The 20,294-nt window shown below is 62.9% G+C and carries 19 protein-coding genes; 14 read left to right on the top strand and 5 right to left on the bottom strand.

The features are described 5' to 3' along the window. The first annotated feature begins 85 nt into the window (after nt 1-85). From GH665_RS12465 to GH665_RS12420, 10 genes are all read left to right on the top strand, one after another. Nucleotides 86-1,675: an ABC transporter substrate-binding protein gene (locus GH665_RS12465; RefSeq protein ID WP_153136113.1), complete on the top strand. Its 1,590-nt coding sequence runs from the start codon at nt 86-88 to the stop codon at nt 1,673-1,675. Between the two features lie 162 nt (nt 1,676-1,837). Beyond that, on the top strand, nt 1,838-2,857 hold the full coding sequence (locus tag GH665_RS12460; protein ID WP_153136112.1) for an aliphatic sulfonate ABC transporter substrate-binding protein: 1,020 nt from the start codon (nt 1,838-1,840) through the stop codon (nt 2,855-2,857). A 114-nt stretch (nt 2,858-2,971) separates the two neighbouring features. Further along, on the top strand, nt 2,972-4,621 hold the full coding sequence (locus tag GH665_RS12455; protein WP_153136111.1) for an FAD-dependent oxidoreductase: 1,650 nt from the start codon (nt 2,972-2,974) through the stop codon (nt 4,619-4,621). Further along, the gene (locus GH665_RS12450) at nt 4,618-4,938 is read left to right on the top strand and encodes a 4Fe-4S binding protein (RefSeq protein WP_028198036.1); all 321 of its coding nucleotides are present in this window, start codon (nt 4,618-4,620) and stop codon (nt 4,936-4,938) included. The genes GH665_RS12455 and GH665_RS12450 overlap by 4 nt, the downstream gene beginning before the upstream one ends. A gap of 271 nt (nt 4,939-5,209) precedes the next feature. Then, nucleotides 5,210-6,118: a TauD/TfdA dioxygenase family protein gene (locus GH665_RS12445; RefSeq protein WP_174771716.1), complete on the top strand. Its 909-nt coding sequence runs from the start codon at nt 5,210-5,212 to the stop codon at nt 6,116-6,118. Nucleotides 6,119-6,167: 49 nt separating this feature from the next. Next, nucleotides 6,168-7,220, top strand: coding sequence for an ABC transporter substrate-binding protein (locus GH665_RS12440; RefSeq protein ID WP_153136110.1), 1,053 nt, complete (start codon nt 6,168-6,170; stop codon nt 7,218-7,220). Nucleotides 7,221-7,301: 81 nt separating this feature from the next. Continuing rightward, the gene (locus tag GH665_RS12435; protein WP_153136109.1) at nt 7,302-8,135 is read left to right on the top strand and encodes an ABC transporter ATP-binding protein; all 834 of its coding nucleotides are present in this window, start codon (nt 7,302-7,304) and stop codon (nt 8,133-8,135) included. Beyond that, on the top strand, nt 8,132-9,010 hold the full coding sequence (locus tag GH665_RS12430; protein ID WP_153136108.1) for an ABC transporter permease: 879 nt from the start codon (nt 8,132-8,134) through the stop codon (nt 9,008-9,010). Before GH665_RS12435 ends, GH665_RS12430 begins: the two co-directional genes overlap by 4 nt. Before the next feature lie 133 nt (nt 9,011-9,143). Continuing rightward, entirely contained in the window at nt 9,144-10,550 is a 1,407-nt protein-coding gene (locus GH665_RS12425; RefSeq protein WP_153136107.1) for a selenium-binding protein SBP56-related protein, read from the top strand. Beyond that, entirely contained in the window at nt 10,547-11,230 is a 684-nt protein-coding gene (locus tag GH665_RS12420) for a hypothetical protein (protein WP_153136106.1), read from the top strand. Before GH665_RS12425 ends, GH665_RS12420 begins: the two co-directional genes overlap by 4 nt. A 51-nt stretch (nt 11,231-11,281) precedes the next feature. Here the strand turns inward: GH665_RS12420 and GH665_RS12415 are convergent, their stop codons facing one another. Both GH665_RS12415 and GH665_RS12410 read right to left on the bottom strand, forming a co-directional pair. Continuing rightward, complete coding sequence (locus GH665_RS12415; protein WP_153136105.1) at nt 11,282-11,524, bottom strand: hypothetical protein; 243 nt, start codon at nt 11,522-11,524, stop codon at nt 11,282-11,284. Between the two features lie 164 nt (nt 11,525-11,688). Continuing rightward, nucleotides 11,689-12,828: a DNA topoisomerase IB gene (locus GH665_RS12410; RefSeq protein ID WP_153136104.1), complete on the bottom strand. Its 1,140-nt coding sequence runs from the start codon at nt 12,826-12,828 to the stop codon at nt 11,689-11,691. A 219-nt stretch (nt 12,829-13,047) separates the two neighbouring features. Between GH665_RS12410 and GH665_RS12405 the strand changes: the two genes are divergently transcribed. The 3 genes from GH665_RS12405 to GH665_RS12395 all read left to right on the top strand — a co-directional run bounded on the left by GH665_RS12405 (nt 13,048) and on the right by GH665_RS12395 (nt 16,310). Then, the gene (locus tag GH665_RS12405) at nt 13,048-13,500 is read left to right on the top strand and encodes a PA2169 family four-helix-bundle protein (RefSeq protein WP_153136103.1); all 453 of its coding nucleotides are present in this window, start codon (nt 13,048-13,050) and stop codon (nt 13,498-13,500) included. A 433-nt stretch (nt 13,501-13,933) separates the two neighbouring features. Beyond that, nucleotides 13,934-16,039, top strand: a complete 2,106-nt coding sequence (gene katE, locus GH665_RS12400) for a catalase HPII (RefSeq protein WP_153136102.1) — start codon at nt 13,934-13,936, stop codon at nt 16,037-16,039. A 25-nt stretch (nt 16,040-16,064) separates the two neighbouring features. Continuing rightward, on the top strand, nt 16,065-16,310 hold the full coding sequence (locus tag GH665_RS12395) for a DUF6723 family protein (protein WP_153136101.1): 246 nt from the start codon (nt 16,065-16,067) through the stop codon (nt 16,308-16,310). Between the two features lie 21 nt (nt 16,311-16,331). Here GH665_RS12395 and GH665_RS12390 read toward each other — a convergent pair whose 3' ends face one another. Then, nucleotides 16,332-16,754, bottom strand: a complete 423-nt coding sequence (locus GH665_RS12390) for a hypothetical protein (protein WP_246216289.1) — start codon at nt 16,752-16,754, stop codon at nt 16,332-16,334. Between the two features lie 348 nt (nt 16,755-17,102). On the opposite strand from GH665_RS12390, the gene GH665_RS12385 reads away from it, so the two are divergent. Continuing rightward, nucleotides 17,103-17,282: a DUF2934 domain-containing protein gene (locus GH665_RS12385; RefSeq protein WP_246216197.1), complete on the top strand. Its 180-nt coding sequence runs from the start codon at nt 17,103-17,105 to the stop codon at nt 17,280-17,282. Nucleotides 17,283-17,391: 109 nt separating this feature from the next. On the opposite strand, the gene hmpA is transcribed toward GH665_RS12385, so the two are convergent. Both hmpA and GH665_RS12375 read right to left on the bottom strand, forming a co-directional pair. After that, on the bottom strand, nt 17,392-18,576 hold the full coding sequence (hmpA, locus tag GH665_RS12380; protein WP_153138415.1) for an NO-inducible flavohemoprotein: 1,185 nt from the start codon (nt 18,574-18,576) through the stop codon (nt 17,392-17,394). A 76-nt stretch (nt 18,577-18,652) separates the two neighbouring features. After that, the gene (locus GH665_RS12375) at nt 18,653-20,170 is read right to left on the bottom strand and encodes a CoA-acylating methylmalonate-semialdehyde dehydrogenase (protein WP_153136098.1); all 1,518 of its coding nucleotides are present in this window, start codon (nt 20,168-20,170) and stop codon (nt 18,653-18,655) included. Between the last annotated feature and the right edge of the window lie 124 nt (nt 20,171-20,294).

The raw sequence follows: 20,294 nt of genomic DNA, 5'->3' as shown, positions 1-20,294 counted from the left end.
GATGCAAAGCTAATGACGCTTGCTTGTTTTCCGATCCTTACGAAACGCCTTAGTATCCTTAATTTTTATAATAAACAGGATACCTATGAGCTTGAAGAACAGGCTGCGGGGAAGAATTTTCGGCGCGTTGTTCGCGGCCACACTGATCTGCACTGGCCCGGCCCCCGCTCTGGCGGCACCCAATCACGGTGGAACCCTGACATGGCTCGTCACACCGGAGCCGGCGTCGATCATTCCTTTGACGACCACCGCTGGCGGTAACGCGGAGATCGGTCCCAAGGTGGTCGAGGGCCTGCTGACCTACGACAAGGATCTCAATCCGAAGCCGCTGCTGGCTACCGCATGGTCCGTCAGCAAGGACGGACTGCAGTATCGCTTCACCTTGCGTCAGGGAGTGAAGTGGCACGACGGCAAGCCTTTTACTTCCGCCGACGTTGCGTTTTCGATCCTGACGTTAAAGCAGGTCCACCCACGCGGCCGCAGCACGTTTGCGAACGTGACCGATGTCAAAACGCCGGACCCTTACACGGCGATCATCGAACTGTCGAAACCGGCGCCGTTCCTGCTTACCGCGCTTTCCGGTTCCGAGTCGCCGATCATCCCGAAGCATCTGTATGAAGGGACGGACATCGTTGCCAATCCGTATAACAGTGCGCCGGTCGGCACGGGTCCGTTCGTTTTCAAATCGTTCGTGCACGGCAGCTACATTCTCCTCGAGCGTAATCCGGACTACTGGGACAAACCCAAGCCGTACGTCGACAAGCTTATCGTGCGCTTCCTCCCTGACGGTGCGGCGCGGGCGGCAGCGCTCGAATCGGGCGCCGCCAACCTTGGCGACCAGGCGATCCCCTTATCGGATGTCAAGCGTTTCAGCGCGCTGCCGAACTTCAACGTGGATACCACCAACTGGCCCTATGTCAGCAACCACCAGCAGTTGATCTTCAATCTGGACACGCCGGTCCTTAAGGACAAGGCGGTGCGCAAGGCGATCTCCCAGGCTGTGGACGTCAATGCGCTGAACCGGGTGGTCTGGTACGGCTACGGCCAGGTCTCGGCCGCCGCGATCGGCACGGCGAATACGAAGTATCACGACGCCGGCATCCATTACTTTCCGTATGACCTGGCTCAGGCCAATGCGGCGCTGGATGCCGCCGGCTTGAAGCGTGGCGCGGACGGCACGCGCTTCAAGCTGCGGCTTCTTTTTAACCCCTTCCAGGACCCGCGTGCGGCTGATTTTGTGCGCCAGTCGCTGGCCCGTGTCGGGATCGACGCCGAGATCGAGAGCTATGACTTCGCGACCTACGTGAAGAAGGCATACACCGATCGTGCATTCGATATCACGCTCGAAGCGCTTGCCAACGTGTTCGACCCGACGGTGGGCGTACAGCGCGTGTTCTGGTCGAAGAACTTCAAGATCGGTCTGCCGTTCTCCAATGCCGCGCACTATTCGAACCCGGAGGTCGACCGTCTGCTCGAGGCGGCTTCGGTGGAGACCGACGAAGCGAAGCGCCGTCAGCTATTCATCCAGTTCCAGCAGATCGTGCACGACGATATTCCTTCGATCGAATTCGGTGCGAACCCCAACATCACCATTGTCTCGAAGAAGGTGAAGGACTACGCACCCACGGGTGAAGGGCTGCGCGGCAATTTTGCCGACCTGTACATCCAGCCGTAGAGAATTGTTCGCCGTACCCACTCGACGCACGCCCGGCGCCGGCCGTTTTTTTGCCGTTATGCGCCCGGCTGCTAAGCATAGTTGAAACGCTCGCTTATCCGCGCGATCGGGCGTTGCTACGATCGCAGTTTTATCGTCCTGACCAGACCGGAACTTCGCGCCGTGACCTTTTCTATCTTTCGTTGGCTCGCTCGCGCGGCGCTGACTTCGCTGCTCGCCGTGAGTGCCGCTCACGCACAGACCTCGGCCAACTCGCCGGCTCCGCTGAAGCTGCGGATCGGCTATCAGAAGTCTTCAACGCTCATCACCATTCTGAAAGCACGTGGTTCGCTCGAGCAGGCGCTCGCGCCCTTGGGTGTGAGCATTAGCTGGAACGAGTTTGCCAGTGGCTTGCCGCTGACCGAAGCACTCAATGCGGACGCGGTCGACCTGAGCGCCGATGTCGCCGACACGGTCCCGGTGTTCGCTCAGGCCGCTCATGCGCGTTTTGTGTATATCGCGCAGGAGGCGCCTTCGCCGGGCGCCCAGGCCATTATCGTGAAGCGCGATGGGCTGCTGCATACGCTTGCCGACCTGAAGGGCCAGCGCATCGCCGTGACCAAGGCGGCCGGCAGCCACTATCTGCTGCTCGCCGCGCTCGCCAAGGCCGGTCTCGCTCCTGCTGACGTGCGCATCAGCTATCTGACGCCCGCCGACGGACGCGCCGCCTTCGAGCGCGGCAGCGTGGATGTGTGGGTTACCTGGGACCCGTATGTCGCGTCGGTCGACAAAGCGCCGGACGTGCGTGTTCTTGCCAACGGCGAAGGTCTTGCCTCTTATCAGCGGTACTACCTCGCGTCCAGCAGTTTTGCCGCGGCCCATCCCGATGTGATCGACACCGTGTTCGCGCAGTTGAAGTCGGCGGGCGTTTGGGTTCGCGCCCATCCCGACGATGCGGCGAAGCTGCTCGCGCCGATCTGGGGCCTGGACGCGGCGACGATCGAGCGTGCCAATGCACGCCGCAGCTATGCGGTCCGCGCGGTGGATACGCAGAATTTCGGTGAGCAGCAAAAGATCGCCGACACCTTCTATCGAGCGGGGCTTCTGCCGGCGCCGGTGGATACGGCCGCGGCGCAGCGCTGGAATTTCAGCACGAAGCGCGCCGAAACGGCGGCCACTTCAACCACCGCCTCCGGTGGCTAGTGCTGGCGCACAGGCGGTAGCGCCGCGCCGGTCCGCCCGGCCAAAGCCTGTCTACGTCGTTAACGTCGCTAACGTCGTTAAGCAATCGGCTCATTACCTTAGGGGAAATCTGTCATGACGGACAACGCGGGAAAAAATCAGCGGCCACCGGTGACGGCGGCGGATGGCGCAGTCCAGTACGAGGCGGACGTACTCGTGATCGGCGGCGGCCCGGCTGGCGCGTGGGCTGCGATCAGCGCGGCCGCCAAAGGCGCGCGCGTGGTATTGGCGGATAAAGGTTTTTGCGGCACCTCCGGCGCGACCGCACCGGCCGGCACGGCGCTCTGGTATGTGCCGCCTGACGAGGACGCACGGGATCGTGCAAAAGCGAGTCGTTTCACTTTGGGAGGCGAGCTTGCCGAACCGGCGTGGATGGATCGCGTGCTCGAGCAGACCTGGACCAATGCGCAGCAACTGGCCGAGTGGGGCTACCCGTTTCCCGTCGATGAAACCGGCGAGCAGCGGCGCACCTCGTTGCAAGGGCCTGAGTACATGCGGCTGATGCGCAAACGCGTCAAGGAAGCGAAGGTGCGCATCCTCGATCACAGCCCCGCGCTCGAACTGCTCGTCGACGAGCAGGGCGCGGTCGCGGGAGCGGCCGGCGTCGACCGTCAGGCGGACGAGACGTGGGTCGTGCGCGCGGGCGCGGTGGTCATCGCGACAGGCGGATGTGCGTTTCTCAGCAACGCGCTCGGCTGCAACGTGCTCACCGGCGACGGCCAGTTGATGGCCGCCGAGGTGGGCGCGGCCCTGTCGGGCATGGAGTTTTCGAATGCCTATGGGCTCGGGCCGGCGTTTTCATCCGTGACGAAATCGTTGTTCTACAAGTGGGCCACGTTCTACTACCAGGACGGGTCGGCGATCCCGGGGGCTGGGTCTGCGCATGGCCGCGGCGTGATTGCCCGCACTCTGCAGAGCCAGCCCGTGCTGGCCTGCCTCGATCGCGCCGACGAACAGATTCAGGCGTGGATGCGTACTGCACAGCCGAATTTCTTCCTGCCGTTCGATCGGCTCGGGATCGACCCGTTCACGCAGCATTTCCCGGTGACGTTGCGCCTCGAAGGAACCGTGCGGGGAACGGGCGGCCTGCATCTGGTGGATCAGACTTGCGCGACGTCGGTCGAAGGTTTGTATGCGGCCGGCGATGCGGCCACTCGCGAGCTGATCTGCGGCGGCTTCACCGGCGGTGGCAGTCATAACGCGGCGTGGGCGATGTCATCCGGTTTCTGGGCCGGTGCGGGCGCTGCCGGCTACGCCCGTTCACGCGGGCGCGCGGGCCTGCGGGGCCGGCTGTTACGGGCCGGCGGCGCTGGACTTCGCGACACCGGCGGCTCGACACCTTATGACAGCGACGCGGTGATTCGCAGCGTGCAGCAGGAGGTGTTTCCTACGCAGCGCAACTGGACCCGTCAGGCCGATTTGCTCGACGACTCGCTCGCGCGGCTCGACGCGCTGTGGCATCGCGTGCGCGGTGCGGCGCCGGCGCGAAGTGCGTTGGCTGCCGTGCGCGCGCGTGAGGCGGCGGCCATGCTCGCCACTTCGCGCTGGATGTATCGCAGCGCGCAGCAACGAACCGAAACACGCGGGATGCATCGGCGGCACGAGCACGCCGCGCTCGATCCGGCGCAGAGGCATCGTCTGTTGAGCGGCGGTCTGGATGAAGTCTGGATCGACAGGCTGGCCTTGTCTCCAGCCACGGTCCGCACCGAAGGAGTGACGGCATGATCGAGATCGTCGACGCTGCGCGCTGCACGGGATGCAATATCTGCGTGAGGGCATGCCCCACCAATGTGTTCGACATCGTGCCGGGCAGTCCGCCGCGCATTGCCCGGCAGGGGGACTGCCAGACCTGCTTCATGTGCGAGCTGTACTGTCCCGAGGACGCGTTATTCGTCGCGCCCCAGGTGGCGCCGGCGCCACCTGGCGGCTTCGACGACGGCCCGCTGCTCGGCAATTACCGGCGCGCAGTCGGCTGGGGCCGCGAGCGGCAGTCGACTGCGAGCCAGGATGCGAGCTACGAGTTGTTGACGCGAACGCATTGAGGAATTAAAGAACGAGACGCCCCTGCGATGCGATAGTGGCGAGCGCATTGCGCTGACTCTGAACTTCGCGTGCCTGCAACGCTTTTGGCATTGCGCAACTGAATGCGCAAAAGCGCCTGCGCGGCCCGCGGCGCGTTAAAACATCGGGTTTATCACTCCAGCAGATAACCGTATCGGATTTGCTTCGTTGTCGCCGTGCGTGTGTGCCGGTAAATTTGTCTGACTTCGCCTTCGCCGGCGTCCTTCGAACAGATTCGACGAAGAGTTTCCCGTGACGACTGCCTTTGCCTCCCCCGCCGCCAGCGCCGCTGGTCCTGCCAATCAAGCCCGGCAGATCGAAATTCGCGCTTTCGACGGCCCCGTCGGCGCGGAAATTCTGGGTCTCGATCTCAACAAACCGCTGGCTCAGGACGATTTCGCCCGCATTCACCGTGCCCATCTGGACCACCACGTGCTGGTGTTTCGCGATCAGCGCATTACGCCGGAGCAGCAGATTGCCTTCAGCCGCCGCTTCGGTCCGTTGCAGATTCACGTGCTGCATCAATTCCAGTTGCCGGGCCACCCGGAGGTGCTGATCGTCTCGAACATCGTCGAGAACGGCCAGCCGATCGGTCTCGGCGACGCCGGTCACTACTGGCATTCCGATCTGTCGTACAAGGAGAAGCCGAGCCTCGGTTCGATGCTGCACGCGCAGGAGCTGCCCCCGGAAGGCGGCGACACGCTGTTCGCCAACATGCACCTCGCGTGGGACACGTTGCCGGAGCATTTGCGCAGCGCGGTGCAAGGCCGTTCGGCGGAGCATACGTATCTCGCGAAATACGCGGAATTGCAGAAGCGCAGCCCGTGGCGGCCGAATCTGTCGGCGGAGCAGATTGCCCAGGTGAAGCCGGTGGTGCAGCCGATGGTGCGCACTCATCCTGAGACCGGACGGCGCGCGCTCTTCGTCAGTGAGCATTTCACGACCCGTGTGATCGGCTTGCCGGAAGACGAGAGCAAGTCACTGCTCGAAGAAATTTTTGCGCATAGCGTGCGGCCCGAGCATCTGTACCGGCATCAGTGGGCCGAACACGACATGGTGTTCTGGGACAACCGCTCATTGATGCATCTGGCAGCCGGCACGCCGGATCACCTGCGCCGCAAACTGTATCGCACAACGATCGAAGGCGACGTGCCGTTCTGATGGCAACACAGCCCGCCCTGACCACACACACATGCTGAACGGAGTTCCAATGCTTGCCAGGTTTCGCCCGACCCCTCTGGGGCCGTCTCTGTCCCGTCGTTTGACCACAGCGTTGCTGAGCGTATCGATGGGCGTGGCCAGCCTCGGCGCGGCCATGCCCGCGCATGCCGAAGGCCAGATTCGCATTGCCGAACAGTTCGGCGTCGTCTATCTGCTGCTGAACGTCGCGCGCGACCAGCAGTTCGTCGAGAAAGAAGGGCGCAAGCAGGGACTCGATATCAAGGTCGACTGGGTGAAACTCTCGGGTGGCGCCGCCGTCAACGATGCATTGCTCTCCGGCGCGGTGGATGTCGCTGGCGCGGGTGTCGGCCCGTTGTTGACGATCTGGGACCGCACGCACGGTAAGCAGAACGTGAAGGGCGTGGCCTCGCTCGGCAATCTGCCGTATTACCTCGTCAGCAACAATCCGAATGTCAGGACGATTGCCGACTTCACCGAGAAAGACCGCATTGCGGTGCCGGCTGTCAATGTGTCGGTGCAATCGCGCGTACTGCAGTACGCGGCAGCGAAGCGCTGGGGCGACAAGGATTACAACCGCCTCGACAAATTCACGCAGGCGCTGCCGCATCCCGACGCAGCAGCGGCGATCATCGCGGGCGGCACGGAAATTACCGGGCACTTCGGCAATCCGCCGTTTCAGGAGCAGGAGCTCGCCGGCAATCCGAAGGCGCACATCGTGCTGAATTCTTACGATGTACTGGGCGGCCCGAGCTCGGCGACCGTCCTGTACGCGACAGAGAAATTCCGCGACAACAATCCGAAGACCTACCGCGCATTCGTCGACGCGCTGGCGGATGCCGCACGCTTTATCTCGGCCAATCCCGACGCCGCCGCCGATATCTACATCCGTACGAACCAGTCGAAGATCGACCGCGATCTGCTGCTGAAGGTCATCAAGGACCCGCAGGTGCAATTCAAGGTCGCACCGCAGAACACATTCGGACTCGCGCAGTTCATGTATCGCGTCGGCGCCATCAGGAACGAGCCCAGGTCATGGAAGGATTATTTCTTCGACGACCCGGCAACCGCGGCGGGCAGTTGAGCATGATTTTCTTCGCGAGCTTTGCCGGCGCTTTGTTGGCGCTTCATCGGCCCCTGTGGTCGACCTGCAGGGAGTGATCTGATGGTGGCCAATCCTACTTTACTGTTTCCGAACGACGCCGCTGCCCAGGCCACACCGGCGACCAGCGAAAGGCTGCTTGCGGTCGAGAACGTCAACCTTGAATACCGCACGCGCGACCGGATCGTTCGCGCGACCCATAACGTGAGTTTCGATGTCTACGGCGGCGATCGCTTCGTGCTGCTGGGACCGTCGGGTTGCGGCAAGTCGACTTTGCTCAAAGCGGTCGCCGGGTTCATTCAACCGACCTCGGGCAGCATCGCGCTCGACGGCGAGACCGTGCGAGGTCCCGGCGCCGATCGTATCGTCGTATTCCAGGAGTTCGACCAGTTGCCGCCGTGGAAGACGGTTCTGCAGAACGTCGCGTTTCCGCTGCGTGTCGCGAGAAAGCTGTCGCGCGCAGAAGCCAATGAGCGCGCGCTGCATTACCTGGAGAAGGTCGGACTCACGTCGTTTGCGAAAGCCTATCCGCACACCTTGTCGGGCGGCATGAAGCAGCGAGTCGCGATTGCCCGCGCGCTGGCCATGCAGCCGCGCGTGCTGCTGATGGACGAGCCCTTCGCCGCGCTCGACGCGCTCACGCGCCGCAAGATGCAGGAGGAACTGCTGCGCCTGTGGGAAGAAGTGAACTTCACGCTGCTGTTCGTCACGCATTCGATCGAAGAGGCGCTGGTGGTCGGCAATCGCATTCTGTTGCTGTCGCCGCATCCCGGCCGTGTGCGCGCGGAGCTCAATAGCCATCAGTATTCGCAGGACAGTTTCGGGCGCAGCGATTTTCAGCGCAGCGTCGCGCGTATTCATCATCTGCTGTTCGAAGAGACGGAGGCCGGGCAATGAGTTCTCCCGCTACGCTGTTACCGCCGGTTCGCGAGGAGTACGAGCGCCCGCTCGAGCCGCTCGGCGAGCTCGTCCTCGAAGCGCCGTTGCCGTTGGGCAAGCGCCTCTTCGAACAAGGCTGGTTGCGCAAGACACTGATTGCGCTGGTGTTGATCGTCATATGGGAAATCGCCGCGCGCGCAATCGACAACGATCTGCTTCTGCCGACCTTCGGCGCGACCTTCAGCGCGTTCGTACAGGGTGTGTGGTCCGGCGAACTGCTGCAGAAAACGGCGGTGTCGATGTCCGTGCTGCTGCGCGGCTATCTGCTCGGCGCCTTGCTCGCCTTCGCGTTGACGTCGCTCGCCGTGTCGACGCGTCTGGGCCGTGACGTCCTGTCGATGCTGACGGCGATGTTCAACCCGTTGCCTTCCATCGCGCTCCTGCCGCTCGCGCTGCTCTGGTTCGGTCTCGGTACCGGCAGCCTGTTGTTCGTGCTGGTCCATTCGGTGCTGTGGCCACTCGCCTTGAACACGTACTCCGGCTTTCAATCGGTGCCGGCGACGCTGCGCATGACGGGGCGCAACTACGGCCTCACGGGCATGCGCCATGTTCTGCTGATTCTGGTGCCGGCGGCGTTGCCCGCGATTCTGGCCGGCTTGCGGGTCGGCTGGGCCTTTGCGTGGCGCACACTGATCGCCGCCGAACTCGTATTCGGTGCGAGTTCCGGCAGCGGTGGGCTGGGCTGGTATATCTTTCAGAATCGCAACGAGCTGTACACGGATCGCGTTTTTGCCGGGCTGGCCGCGGTGATCGTGATCGGTTTGCTGATCGAGCATCTGGTGTTCGATACGCTGGAGCGCGTGACGGTTCGGCGCTGGGGCGTGCAGCATTAACGGTACGGCGCGACAATGAGCGAGTAGCAACGCGCTTATGTATGACGAAATACGCAGCGCGCTGAAGTTGGCGAAACAACCGGTTGCGCTCGCCGCAGCCGGCCCCGAATCAGATAGACAAGGAGACGCTGTTATGGGAATGCGCCCAGATCCTACGTTCCATGCATCGCCGAAGCTCGCGATGGATGCGCCAGCGGAAGACTTCGCCTACACGTTGCTGCTCAGCCCCGATTTTTCGCAGCCCGACGCGCTCGCCGTCATCGATGTGAAGCCCGGATCGCCGACCTATAGTCAGGTGGTTCACACGGTGCCGGTGCCGAACAAGGGGGACGAGTTTCACCACTTCGGCTGGAATGCCTGCTCATCGTCACTGTCGCCGCTGACCGGTCACGCCTTTCTCGAACGGCGCTATCTGATCATTCCGGGCATGCGCTCCTCGCGTATCTATATCGTCGACACCAAGCCTCATCCGACCCAGGCGCGCATCCACAAGATCATCGAGCCCGAGGAAATTTTCCGCAAGACGGGTTATTCGCGTCCTCACACGGTTCATTGCGGGCCTGAGGGCATCTACGTCAGTACGCTCGGTGGCGGCGGGAAAGACGGCACTGACGGGCCGCCGGGCATCTTCATCATGGACTGCGAAACGTTCGAGGTTCTCGGCCGCTGGGAGATCGACCGCGGGCCGCAGGAGAAACACTACGATTTCTGGTGGAACCTGCCGCGCGACTACATGGTGTCGAGCGAGTGGGCCTTGCCGCCGCAATTCGAGAATGGGATCGTCCCCGAAGATCTTCTCTCGAACAAGTACGGGCACCAGATCCACTTCTGGGATCTGCGGGCAAGGCGCAACGTGCAAACGATCGATCTCGGCGCCAACCATCAGATGGCGCTCGAAGTGCGGCCCGCGCACGATCCGGCCCGGGAGTACGGTTTCATCGGCGTGGTGGTCGATACGACGAACCTTGAAGGATCGATCTGGACCTGGTGGCGCGAGGACGGCAAGTTCCATATCGAGAAGACGGCGACTATTCCGCCCGAGCCTGCCGCCGCGGAACTGCTGCCGCCCTTGCTGCAGGGATTCGGCGCGGTGCCGCCGCTCGTCACCGACATCGATCTCTCTATCGACGACAAATTCCTGTACGTCGCGTGCTGGGGAACGGGCGAGCTGCGTCAGTACGACGTGACGGAACCCCGCAAACCGAAACTCACGGGATCAATCCATATCGGCGGGATCGTACGGCGTACGCCGCACCCGAACGGTCAAACCTTTGCCGGCGGTCCGCAGATGGTCGAGATCAGTCGCGACGGCAAGCGTGTCTACTGGACCAATTCTCTCTACTCGACATGGGACAACCAGTTCTATCCGGATGGGGTGCCCGCGGCCCAGGTCATGGCCCGGGCTGAACCGGATGGTGGCCTGACCCTCGCCGAGGACTACTGGGTAGCCTTTCCCGACGGTTACCGGGCTCACCAGATTCGGCTCGAAGGCGGCGACTGCTCGACCGATTCGTTCTGCTACCCGTCGGTGGGGACTTGATTGGCAGCGGCTGGCCGCAAACCGGCCTTTGGCTGGCCGTCGCGGCGAGCGGTCTCTATCATGGGCTGAACCCGGCAATGGGCTGGCCGCTGGCTGTTTCCAGCGGGTTGATGGAGCGGCGTGCGCGGGCGTTGTTCTCCGCGCTCCTGTATCTCGCCGCAGGGCATGTATTGGCGATGTTCGTGGTGATGGCGCCGTTCGCCATGCTGGCAATGCTGCTCGCCTGGCAGCGCGAGATCCAGATTGGCGCGAGTGTGCTGGTCATTGCTTTTGGCGCGATGCTTCTGATCTGGCGACGCCATCCACGTGTGCTGGCGCGGATTCCGCCGTCGCGGCTCGCGCTCTGGTCCTTTGCCGTGGCCATCGCGCATGGCGCGGGACTGATGCTGGTGCCGGTCTATCTCGGCCTGTGCCGCTCCTACGGTATGGATCGAGGGCACCAGGCCGCGCGAGCCCTGATCGACGCCAATCTGGGCATGGCGCTGCTCGTCTCCGGCGTTCATGCTGCGGCGATGATCGCGGTCGGCGGGCTCCTTGCGTGGCTGGTCTATCGCTATCTTGGGTTGAAGTTCGTGTCGCGGAGCTGGTTCAATCTGGACGCAGTCTGGGCGGTGAGCCTGATTCTGGTGGGTGCGCTCTCGCTGGCGCTCAACACCGCTGTTCCAACCGGCGACGGGTGATGGCGGCGGAATTGCACGTCGCCAGATAATTCTTCCGGCGAGGAAGTCGCGCTAACGTGTTGGCGCAGGTGTCAAGGCTTTGGCCGCTTGCCAGTATTTCGCTACGACGGGCAGGATGCCACCCTCTGTCGGGCCGGAGATTTCGCGCTCGAAACACGCGCATAGCGCGGCGATCAGCAAAACGGCGACAACCCGGCCATGCGATGGACGCGAACGTTCAGGCTCCGGATGCGAGACATCGTGCGAGGCCGTTGCAGCGGTGTGCTGCGAATAATCCCACTGGGGTTTGCTCATCTCAGTAGACCACGCCGGAGAGGAAGCGCTCAGTGTCGTCCTTTCTGCGCCGCGGCAGAACCAAGATTCTCGACTATCCATATCCCTGTGGTGCATTTGGCGCACGACGCGCGAGCGCAGATTCACGCTGCGCTTGCAGCGGATTCACAGCGGGTTCATAAGCCCTATGAGCTTTGCCTGGGTTTTCGCCCCGCCTGACGCGCGAGCTTCGCGGCGCGCCTCGCCGCCCGCGTCAGCAGCGCGGCGAACGCCGTTTCATCCACTTTCAGACCGCGGCGCGACTGGCCGGGCAGCAAGTCCTGTAGTTCGTCCGCTTCGAACGCGCTGATCACCACCGGGTGGATGTAGCAGCGCCGGCATACCGCTGGCGTATTGCGCAACAACGTCGCCACGTCCTTGACTGTTGCCACGATATGCCGGCGGGTTTGCGCCGCGCTGCCGCACATCAGCCGCCGTAGCGTGGCCAATGCATGGACGCTGCCTGCCCAGGTCCGGTAGTCCTTCGCCGTGAAATCCGCGTTGCTCGCGCGGCGCAAGTAATCGTTGATGTCGGCCGAACCGATGGTGCGGCGCATGCCGTCCTCGTCGAGATACTGGAACAGTTCGTGGCCCGGCAGTTCCGCGCAGCGCCGCACAATGCGCCTGACGCGCGGATGGTCTACCGCGACATCGTGCTCGATACCGCTCTTGCCGCGGAATTTCAGGCGCAATTGACCCGCTTCGATCTTCAGGTGTTTTTTGCGCAGCGTCGTCAAACCGTACGACTGGTTATCGCGTGCGTATTCGACACTGCCGACGCGGATGAGCGTCGTGTCGAGCAACTGCACGATCGCGGCAATGACTTTGTCGCACGGCATCCCCGGCAATTTCAGATCGCGTGCGACGCGCGCGCGGATCTTCGGCAACGCGCGGCCGAACGCGGCCATGCGCTCGTATTTGTCGGTGTCGCGTGTTTCGCGCCAGAGCGGGTGATAGCGGTACTGCTTGCGGCCGCGCGCGTCGCGGCCGGTCGCCTGCAGATGACCGCGAGCGTCCGCGCAAATCCACACCTCTTCATAGGCGGGCGGAATTGCGAGCGTGTTGATACGGGCAATTTCGTCGGCGTCGGCGATGCGTTTGCCTGCCATGTCGAAGTAGGCGAAACCATCCTTTCCCGCTTTGGTTTTCCGCTTGCGAGTGTAACCGGGCTGGGTGTCGTCCGTGTGCCGCAGCCCCGGCGCGATCGCGACGGCAGCGGCTTGCCGCGTGAGCTTGTCAACGCGCTTGTCAGTGCGGCGCTGGGTCGAATGGGTGGTGGCAGGCATCGTTGTGAGTAAAAGTTTCAGATGCGTGGCGCGCAATGCGCCGGCGTTCCCGCTATGAGCAAAGCCGATGCCTGACTGTCGGAGCGTGCCCGCACGTTCCCGTATGCGACGCGGTGGATGCCAGGCACGCCGCATGCGAATAGCCTGGGGAGTTCTGCTGCTGCATGGAAAAACTGCGGCGGCGGATTTCCTGATAGACGACACCTCTGGAGGTATTGAATGGCTACGAACGTTGTTTCCGTGCTGAATGATCTGGTCGAAACGTCGAAGGACGGCGAGAAGGGCTTTCTCAAGGCCGCCGAGGACGCGCATGACGCGCAACTGAAGACCTTGTTCCAGTCGCGGGCCGCAGACTGCGCGCGCGGTGCGCGTGAACTGCAGGATGCCGTTCAAGGCATGGGCGGCAAGCCCGAAACGCATGGCAGTGTGAGCGGCGCCTTGCATCGCGGCTGGGTCGACGTGAAGTCCGCGGTGGCGAATCGCAGCGATCACGAGATTCTTGCCGAGTGCGAAAAGGGCGAGGACGTCGCGAAGAAACGCTATCACGATGCGCTCGAGAAGGAATTGCCGCCGGACGTGCGCGCAATCGTCGAGCGCCAGTATCAGGGCGTGCTGCAAAACCATGACCGCGTGCGCGATCTGCGTGATCAGTACGCTGCGGCCAAGCCTTAATCGACGGGGCGGGGTTATCGGATGCGATACCCCGCTGTAATGGCTGAGATGTGCTGCACTGCATTGCCGAATGCCGGATACACAGCATTATTTTTGTTCGCCAATGTACTAGGACAATAATGTTCGTGCCGTATTTGGCCTCAATATGGGGGCCATACGGAGAAGTGCGCGGACAGATACGCGGAGAAATACGCGTACCAGTATGGGACCCGGCAAAAACGGAGGCAGCAGTGATCGAGCAGTGGCGGGAAGCGGGGCGCCCGCGTGTCGTCGTAGCAGCAACGATGTAATCCGGCCTGGCGGACCAGCGCGTCCGCCAGACGCATGGCCGGAAACGGAGCCGCGCAGCTTTCATCGGGAACAACGCTTGCTGACCCTGCGTTCGAGCCGGAGCGAATCATCGCCTGGCGCTGCTAACGCAAGGAGTGTTTCCATGGCAGGCAAAACCGGCACCCGTCAGCCCGCAACCCCGGCTGACGACCGCAAATCGCAAGATCTCGAACCGTTCCGCGTCCGTCCCGACGGTGCGGCGCTGCGAACCAATCAGGGCGTAAAGATCGCCGACAATCAGAACACGTTGCGCGCCGGTCCGCGCGGTCCGTCTCTGCTCGAAGACTTCATCATGCGCGAGAAGATCACGCATTTCGATCACGAGCGGATTCCGGAGCGCATTGTGCATGCACGCGGCTCCGCTGCACATGGGGTGTTCCAGCTATACGAGCCGATGACCGAGTACACCAAAGCCGCGTTCCTGCAGAACCCGGCCGAGCAGACCCCGGTCTACGTGCGCTTTTCTACCGTACAGGGGCCGCGTGGCTCGGCGGATACCGTGCGCGACGTGCGCGGTTTCGCGGTGAAGTTTTACACGCAGGAGGGTAATTACGATCTGGTAGGCAACAACATGCCGGTGTTCTTTATCCAGGACGCGATCAAGTTCCCGGACTTCGTCCACGCTGTCAAACCGGAAGCGCCCAACGAGATGCCCACCGGCGGCTCCGCGCACGATACGTTCTGGGATTTCGTGTCGCTGGTGCCGGAGTCCGCACACATGGTGCTGTGGACCATGTCGGACCGCGCGATCCCACGCAGCTTGCGCACCATGGAGGGCTTTGGCGTTCACACCTTCCGCTTCGTGAATGCGCAAGGCAAGGCGCGTTTCGTCAAGTTTCACTGGCGCCCCGTGCTGGGCTCCTATTCGCTGTTGTGGGACGAAGCGCAAAAGCTCGCCGGCAAGGATCCCGACTTCCATCGGCGCGACCTGTGGGAAGCAATCGAACGGGGCGACTTCCCTGAATACGAACTCGGCGTGCAGATCGTCGAGGAACAGGATGAAAACAGCTTCGGTTTCGATCTGCTCGATCCGACCAAGCTGATACCGGAAGAGCGCGTACCGGTAAAAATCATCGGCAAGATGACGCTTAACCGCAATCCGGATAATTTCTTCGCCGAGACCGAACAGGTCGCGTTTCACCCGGGCCATATCGTGCCGGGTATCGACTTTAGCAACGATCCGTTGCTGCAAGGCCGGCTCTTTTCGTACACGGATACGCAGATCAGCCGGCTGGGCGGCCCGAACTTCCACGAGATTCCGATCAACCGGCCGGTGTGCCCGTTTCATAACAACCAGCGCGACGCGATGCATCGCCAGGCGATCAATGTCGGGCAGGCCTCGTATGAGCCGAACTCGCTGAGCGGGGGCTGGCCGAAGGAGACTAGTCCGGCGCCGTCAGAAGGCGGCTTCGAGAGCTATCAGGAGCGTGTCGACGGCGTGAAGATCCGCGTGCGCAGCGAGTCTTTTGCCGATCACTTCTCGCAAGCCGCGCTCTTCTACCAGAGCATGTCCGAGGTCGAGCAGGAGCACATCAGTGCTGCCTATCAGTTCGAACTCGGCAAGGTGACGAAGCCGGAGATTCGCGAGCGCGTGGTGAACGAGATTCTTGCCAACTTCGACGCTGGTCTCGCAGCGAAGGTCGCGGAAGGCTTGGGTTTACCCGCGCCGAAGAAGGGTAAGGCGCCCCCCGCGTCGAAGCCGCAGACTTCGCCGGCGCTCAGCCTGCTCAATCGCGGCAAGCCGGGCATCAAGACCTGCAAGATCGCGTTGCTGGCTGCGCCCGGTGCCGATGGCGCGTCGATCAGGAAGCTTCAGCAGGCGCTCTTGGGCGAGGGCGCGACGCCGTTGCTGATCGCGCCGAGCCTGGCTGCGATCGACGGTTTGCAGCCGGACGCGACGATCGCCGGAATGCCGTCGATCATGTTCGACGCGGTGATCGTCTGCGGCGGCGAGGCTGGTGCGAAAACACTGGCGCAATCCGGCGACGCGCGGCATTTCGTGCTGGAGGCGTTCAAGCATCTGAAAGCGATTGCGGCGCTCGGGGCGGGGCGCGACGTGCTGGCGGCGGCTCAACTGCCGGACCAGGCCGATGGCGTGGTAACCGGCGACGACAGCCAGAGCGCCGAGGTGCTTAAGGCGTTCGTTGCGGCGGCGGAGCAGCACCGCGTGTGGTCGCGGGCGGCGCTGGCGCAAACGGTACCGGCATAACGTAAGGATAGTTAAGGAATTTGCAATGGTGCGGCATAAGGCGGATGTGTCCGACGGCGACTTCGAGATCTTCGCGACCTATCACGGCACGAGCGACGGCCGGTACGTGGGCGGCCTGAGGGTGATCAGAAAGTCCGACCGGAAGATCCTGTTCCCGTTCGAAGGCGCGCCGCAGATCGGACCTTACGCGACGCCGGCGCAGGCACGTGAGGCGGCCGTGGAGTACGGCCGCCAGATCATCGCGACAGACCGGGCCTCGCCCGAGACGTAGCGAGGCCTCGCGAACGTCGGTTTAAAACCCGTGCCGCACGGAAAGCGTCGCGCCCGTGCTGTGCGAGTGGAGAACCGCGACACGCGCTGTTGCGGAAAAGGCCCAGTCGTTGACGGTCAACGACAGCTTTCGCTGCGGTTGCGCACCGAGCGTCAGGGTGGTGTTCTGTACATCGACGATTGAGAGCTGCGGCGCCGTCGACGGGCCCAGAGAGAGATAATCCGACGCTTGGGACGGCGCCTGTTGCGACGCCGCCCCAGGCATTGGTGCGGGCGTTGCGCCGCCAAAGCGGACGTCGTGAGTTATCGGCGTGCTATAGAAATTCTCGACTGGCGCGTAAAAGGGATTTCCCTGGTCCGACTGATATTCAAAGGCGTAGCGTTGCGGTTCCGGAATGGAGGGAAGCGTTTTCACGGGCAGTGGCGCGATGCTCGCCACGGTCATCTCTTCGGGCGAATCGATCGTAAGGTCGCCCGCGAACGCATACCCGCTCAGCAAGAAGATGATTGCGCCGGCAATTCTTTCGCTCAGGCAGATCATCGCATGCCTCCAATGAAGGAATTGAAACGTCACGCTACTGACACGCCATGCCTGAACGGACCGCTTGCTCATTGCTGCCCGCACTCAACTATTGTAGTCAGTCTTTTGCGTATCGCTACCCGTCTCTGTAGCGTCCGCCGGTGAGGAACAGCGCTTGCTGCGCTCCAGGTTGCCGGCGTGCAATCCGTTGCAAACGGCAAATTCCGCAAGCCCGGAGCGGGCTTTTTTGCTGGTCTCACAAGGAGCATGAGTATGGAAACCATGTCGGTGGAAGAACGCATCAGGACCCGGGCCTACCATTTGTGGGAGAAGGCGACCGAGCCTAGGGGCACACCCGAGGAGTACTGGGAGCAGGCACGCGCCGAAATCGAAGATGAAAACGCTCATGAAGACGCGTCGGGCGTGCCCACGGAGCCGCCCGGCACGCTGTGAGACGCGGCGGCGGTTCATTGCCCGCGCGGGGGAGTTCGACCTGAACGGTGTATAGGGTCGCGGTGTATCGGATCCGGTGTATCGGGTCGTTGCCGCTCAGGCCCGGTGATTAGTTCAAGGTCTCCGCAGGTCCGAAGAATTCATACCGGCTGCGCTCGTCGGGTTGACCGAGATCGCGCAGCGTTCTTCTGATAAACGCCATAAACGGCGTGGGGCCGAGGAAATAGGCATCGAACTCCTGATTGAGCGGAAGCCACTGGGCCAACTGTGAGGAAGTTGGGCGCCCCACGCCGTTCGGGGGGCGTTTGTCCGTTGCCTCCGTTTGCTCATAGACGACGTAGGCTTGCAGGCGAGGGTAGCGTGCCGCCCAAGCGTCGAGGAGTTCGCCGAAGGCATGCGCGCGGCCATTGCGTGCATAGTGGATAAAAATGACTGCCCGCCCGGCGATCAGTGCAGTCTCGGCCATTGCCAGGGTAGGGGTGATGCCTACGCCGCCGCTGATCAGCGCGAGCGGCGTGTCGTTGTCGGCAAGCGTGAACGCTCCTGCGGGCGCAAACAGGTCCAATGTGCCGCCTGCCGGTACGTGGTCGTGCAGGAAGGTGGATGCCTTGCCGCCTGGTTCGCGTTTGACGCTGATGCGGTAGCTGTGGTTGTTCGGCGCGGCTGACAGCGAATAGTTGCGGCGAATCTCCTCGCCATCGATCGTCAGGCGCAGACCGATGTACTGGCCTGGATGAAAGGCGGCGACCGGCTTGCCATCAACGGGTTCCAGGTAGAACGAAGTGATTTCCTCACTCTCGGGCACCTTGCGGCTCACCCGGAACTGGCGTGCTCCACGCCAGCCCCCCGGCGCAGCGGCCAACGTGTCGTACACCTGCCGCTCGGCCGCAATCAGGATGTCCGCGAGTTGCTGATAGGCCGCGCCCCAGGCGTCGATCACCGCGTCGGTAGCGAGTTCTGGACCGAGTACGTCCCGGATGGCGCGCAGCAGGCACGCGCCGACGATAGGGTAATGCTCGGGCTGAATCTGCAGGGCCACGTGTTTGTTCACGATCTGCGCGGCCAGCGGGCCCAGTGCCTCGAGCCGGTCGATGTTGCGGGCATACTGCAGGACGCCGTTAGCCAGCGCGCGCTGCTGCGTACCGCGGGCCTGGTGTGCCTGGTTGAATAGGGGGCGCACTTCCGGGTAGTCGCTGAGCATCAGTTTGTAGAAATGCGTGGTGAGGGTTTCCCCACCGGTTTCCAGCAGCGGGACTGTGGCCTTGATGATGTCGCGTTGGGTGTCTGTCAGCATAAAAAGCGTACGTGGGTAGGCAGGGTGAAAACGGATGGAAGGGAAGGGCGCCGGCACGATCGCCGGCGCCACCCGCTCAGTGCGCGGTGGGCATGGCGAACTCAGCGCCCTTGCTGATGCTTTCCGGCCAGCGCTGCATGATCGACTTCTGCTTCGTGTAGAAACGCACACCTTCTTCGCCATAGGTGTGCGTGTCGCCGAACAGCGAGCGCTTCCAGCCACCGAACGCGTGCCAGGCCATCGGAACCGGAATCGGCACGTTGATGCCGACCATGCCAACCTGGATGCGGCGCGAGAATTCGCGGGCGACGTGGCCATCGCGGGTGAAACAGGCGGTACCGTTGCCGAACTCGTGAGCGTTGATGAGATCCACCGCTTCTGTAAAGTCTTCGACACGCACGATGGCCAGTACCGGGCCGAAGATCTCCTCCTTGTAGATGCGCATCCCGGGGGTAACGTGATCGAACAGCGTGCCGCCCAGCCAGAAGCCGTCGCCGCATCCCGCGCCTGCCTGGGCGCTGTCGAAGCCGCGACCGTCCACCAGCAGTTGCGCGCCTTCCTTGATGCCCTGCTCGATGTAGCCCGTAACACGTTCGTGTGCTGCACGGCTGACGATCGGTCCCATTTCCGCTTCCAGGTTCTCGCCGTCGAGCACCTTGAGTGCTTTCGTGCGCTCTACCAGACGCGGCAGCAGTCGGTCCGCCACGTCGCCGACCAGCACAGCTACGGAGATCGCCATACAGCGTTCGCCCGCCGAGCCGTAGGCCGCGCCGATCAGCGCATCCACCGTACGGTCGAGGTCGGCGTCGGGCATCACGACCATATGATTCTTGGCGCCGCCCAGCGCCTGGACACGCTTGCCGTGACGAGCGCCGGTCTCGTAGATGTAGTTGGCGATCGGTGTGGAGCCAACAAAGCTGATCGCCGTGACCTGCGGGTGTTCAAGCAGGGCATCGACAGCCACCTTGTCGCCCTGCACGACATTGAACACGCCATCGGGCAGGCCGGCTTCCTTGAAAAGTTCAGCAATCCGCAACGACGGACTGGGGTCGATCGGGCTGGGCTTGAGCACGAAGGTGTTGCCGCAGGCGATGGCCACGGGGAACATCCAGCACGGCACCATGACTGGAAAATTGAAAGGGGTGACACCGGCGACTACACCCAGGGGCTGGCGCATCGTCCAGTTGTCGATGCCGGTGGATACCTGCTCGGTGTAGTCGCCCTTCAGCAGTTGCGGGATGCCGCACGCAAACTCCACCACTTCAATGCCGCGGGTGACTTCGCCCTGCGCGTCGGAGAAGACCTTGCCATGTTCCGCGGTGATCAGGTGGGCGAGCTCGTCGCGGTGCCTGTTCAACAGATCCAGAAACCTGAACAGCACGCGCGCGCGCCGCACCGGCGGCGTGTTCGACCAGCCGGGGAAGGCTGCCGCGGCGGCTTGCACGGCAGCATCCACTTCGTCTGCGCCAGCCAGTGCGACGACGCCGGTGACCTGACCGGTGGCGGGATTGGTGATCGGCTGAGCGCGTCCGGATGCGACGGGCGTTGCGCGACCATCAATGTAGTGGCCGATTTCTGCAGGCTTGGTGCTCATGCTGGATGTCTCCTGTTGATTTGAGAATTAAGAAAGGTCGAGTGAAAAGCTGCGTTGGTATCGATGCTGCCGGCCGGGAATTCAGCGGAGGCTTTCGCAGCGGCAGCGTGCGGGGGGGGGCCGT

Source organism: Paraburkholderia agricolaris, from assembly GCF_009455635.1.
GTDB lineage: Bacteria > Pseudomonadota > Gammaproteobacteria > Burkholderiales > Burkholderiaceae > Paraburkholderia > Paraburkholderia agricolaris.
This window is presented reverse-complemented; position numbering and strand designations above follow the sequence as displayed.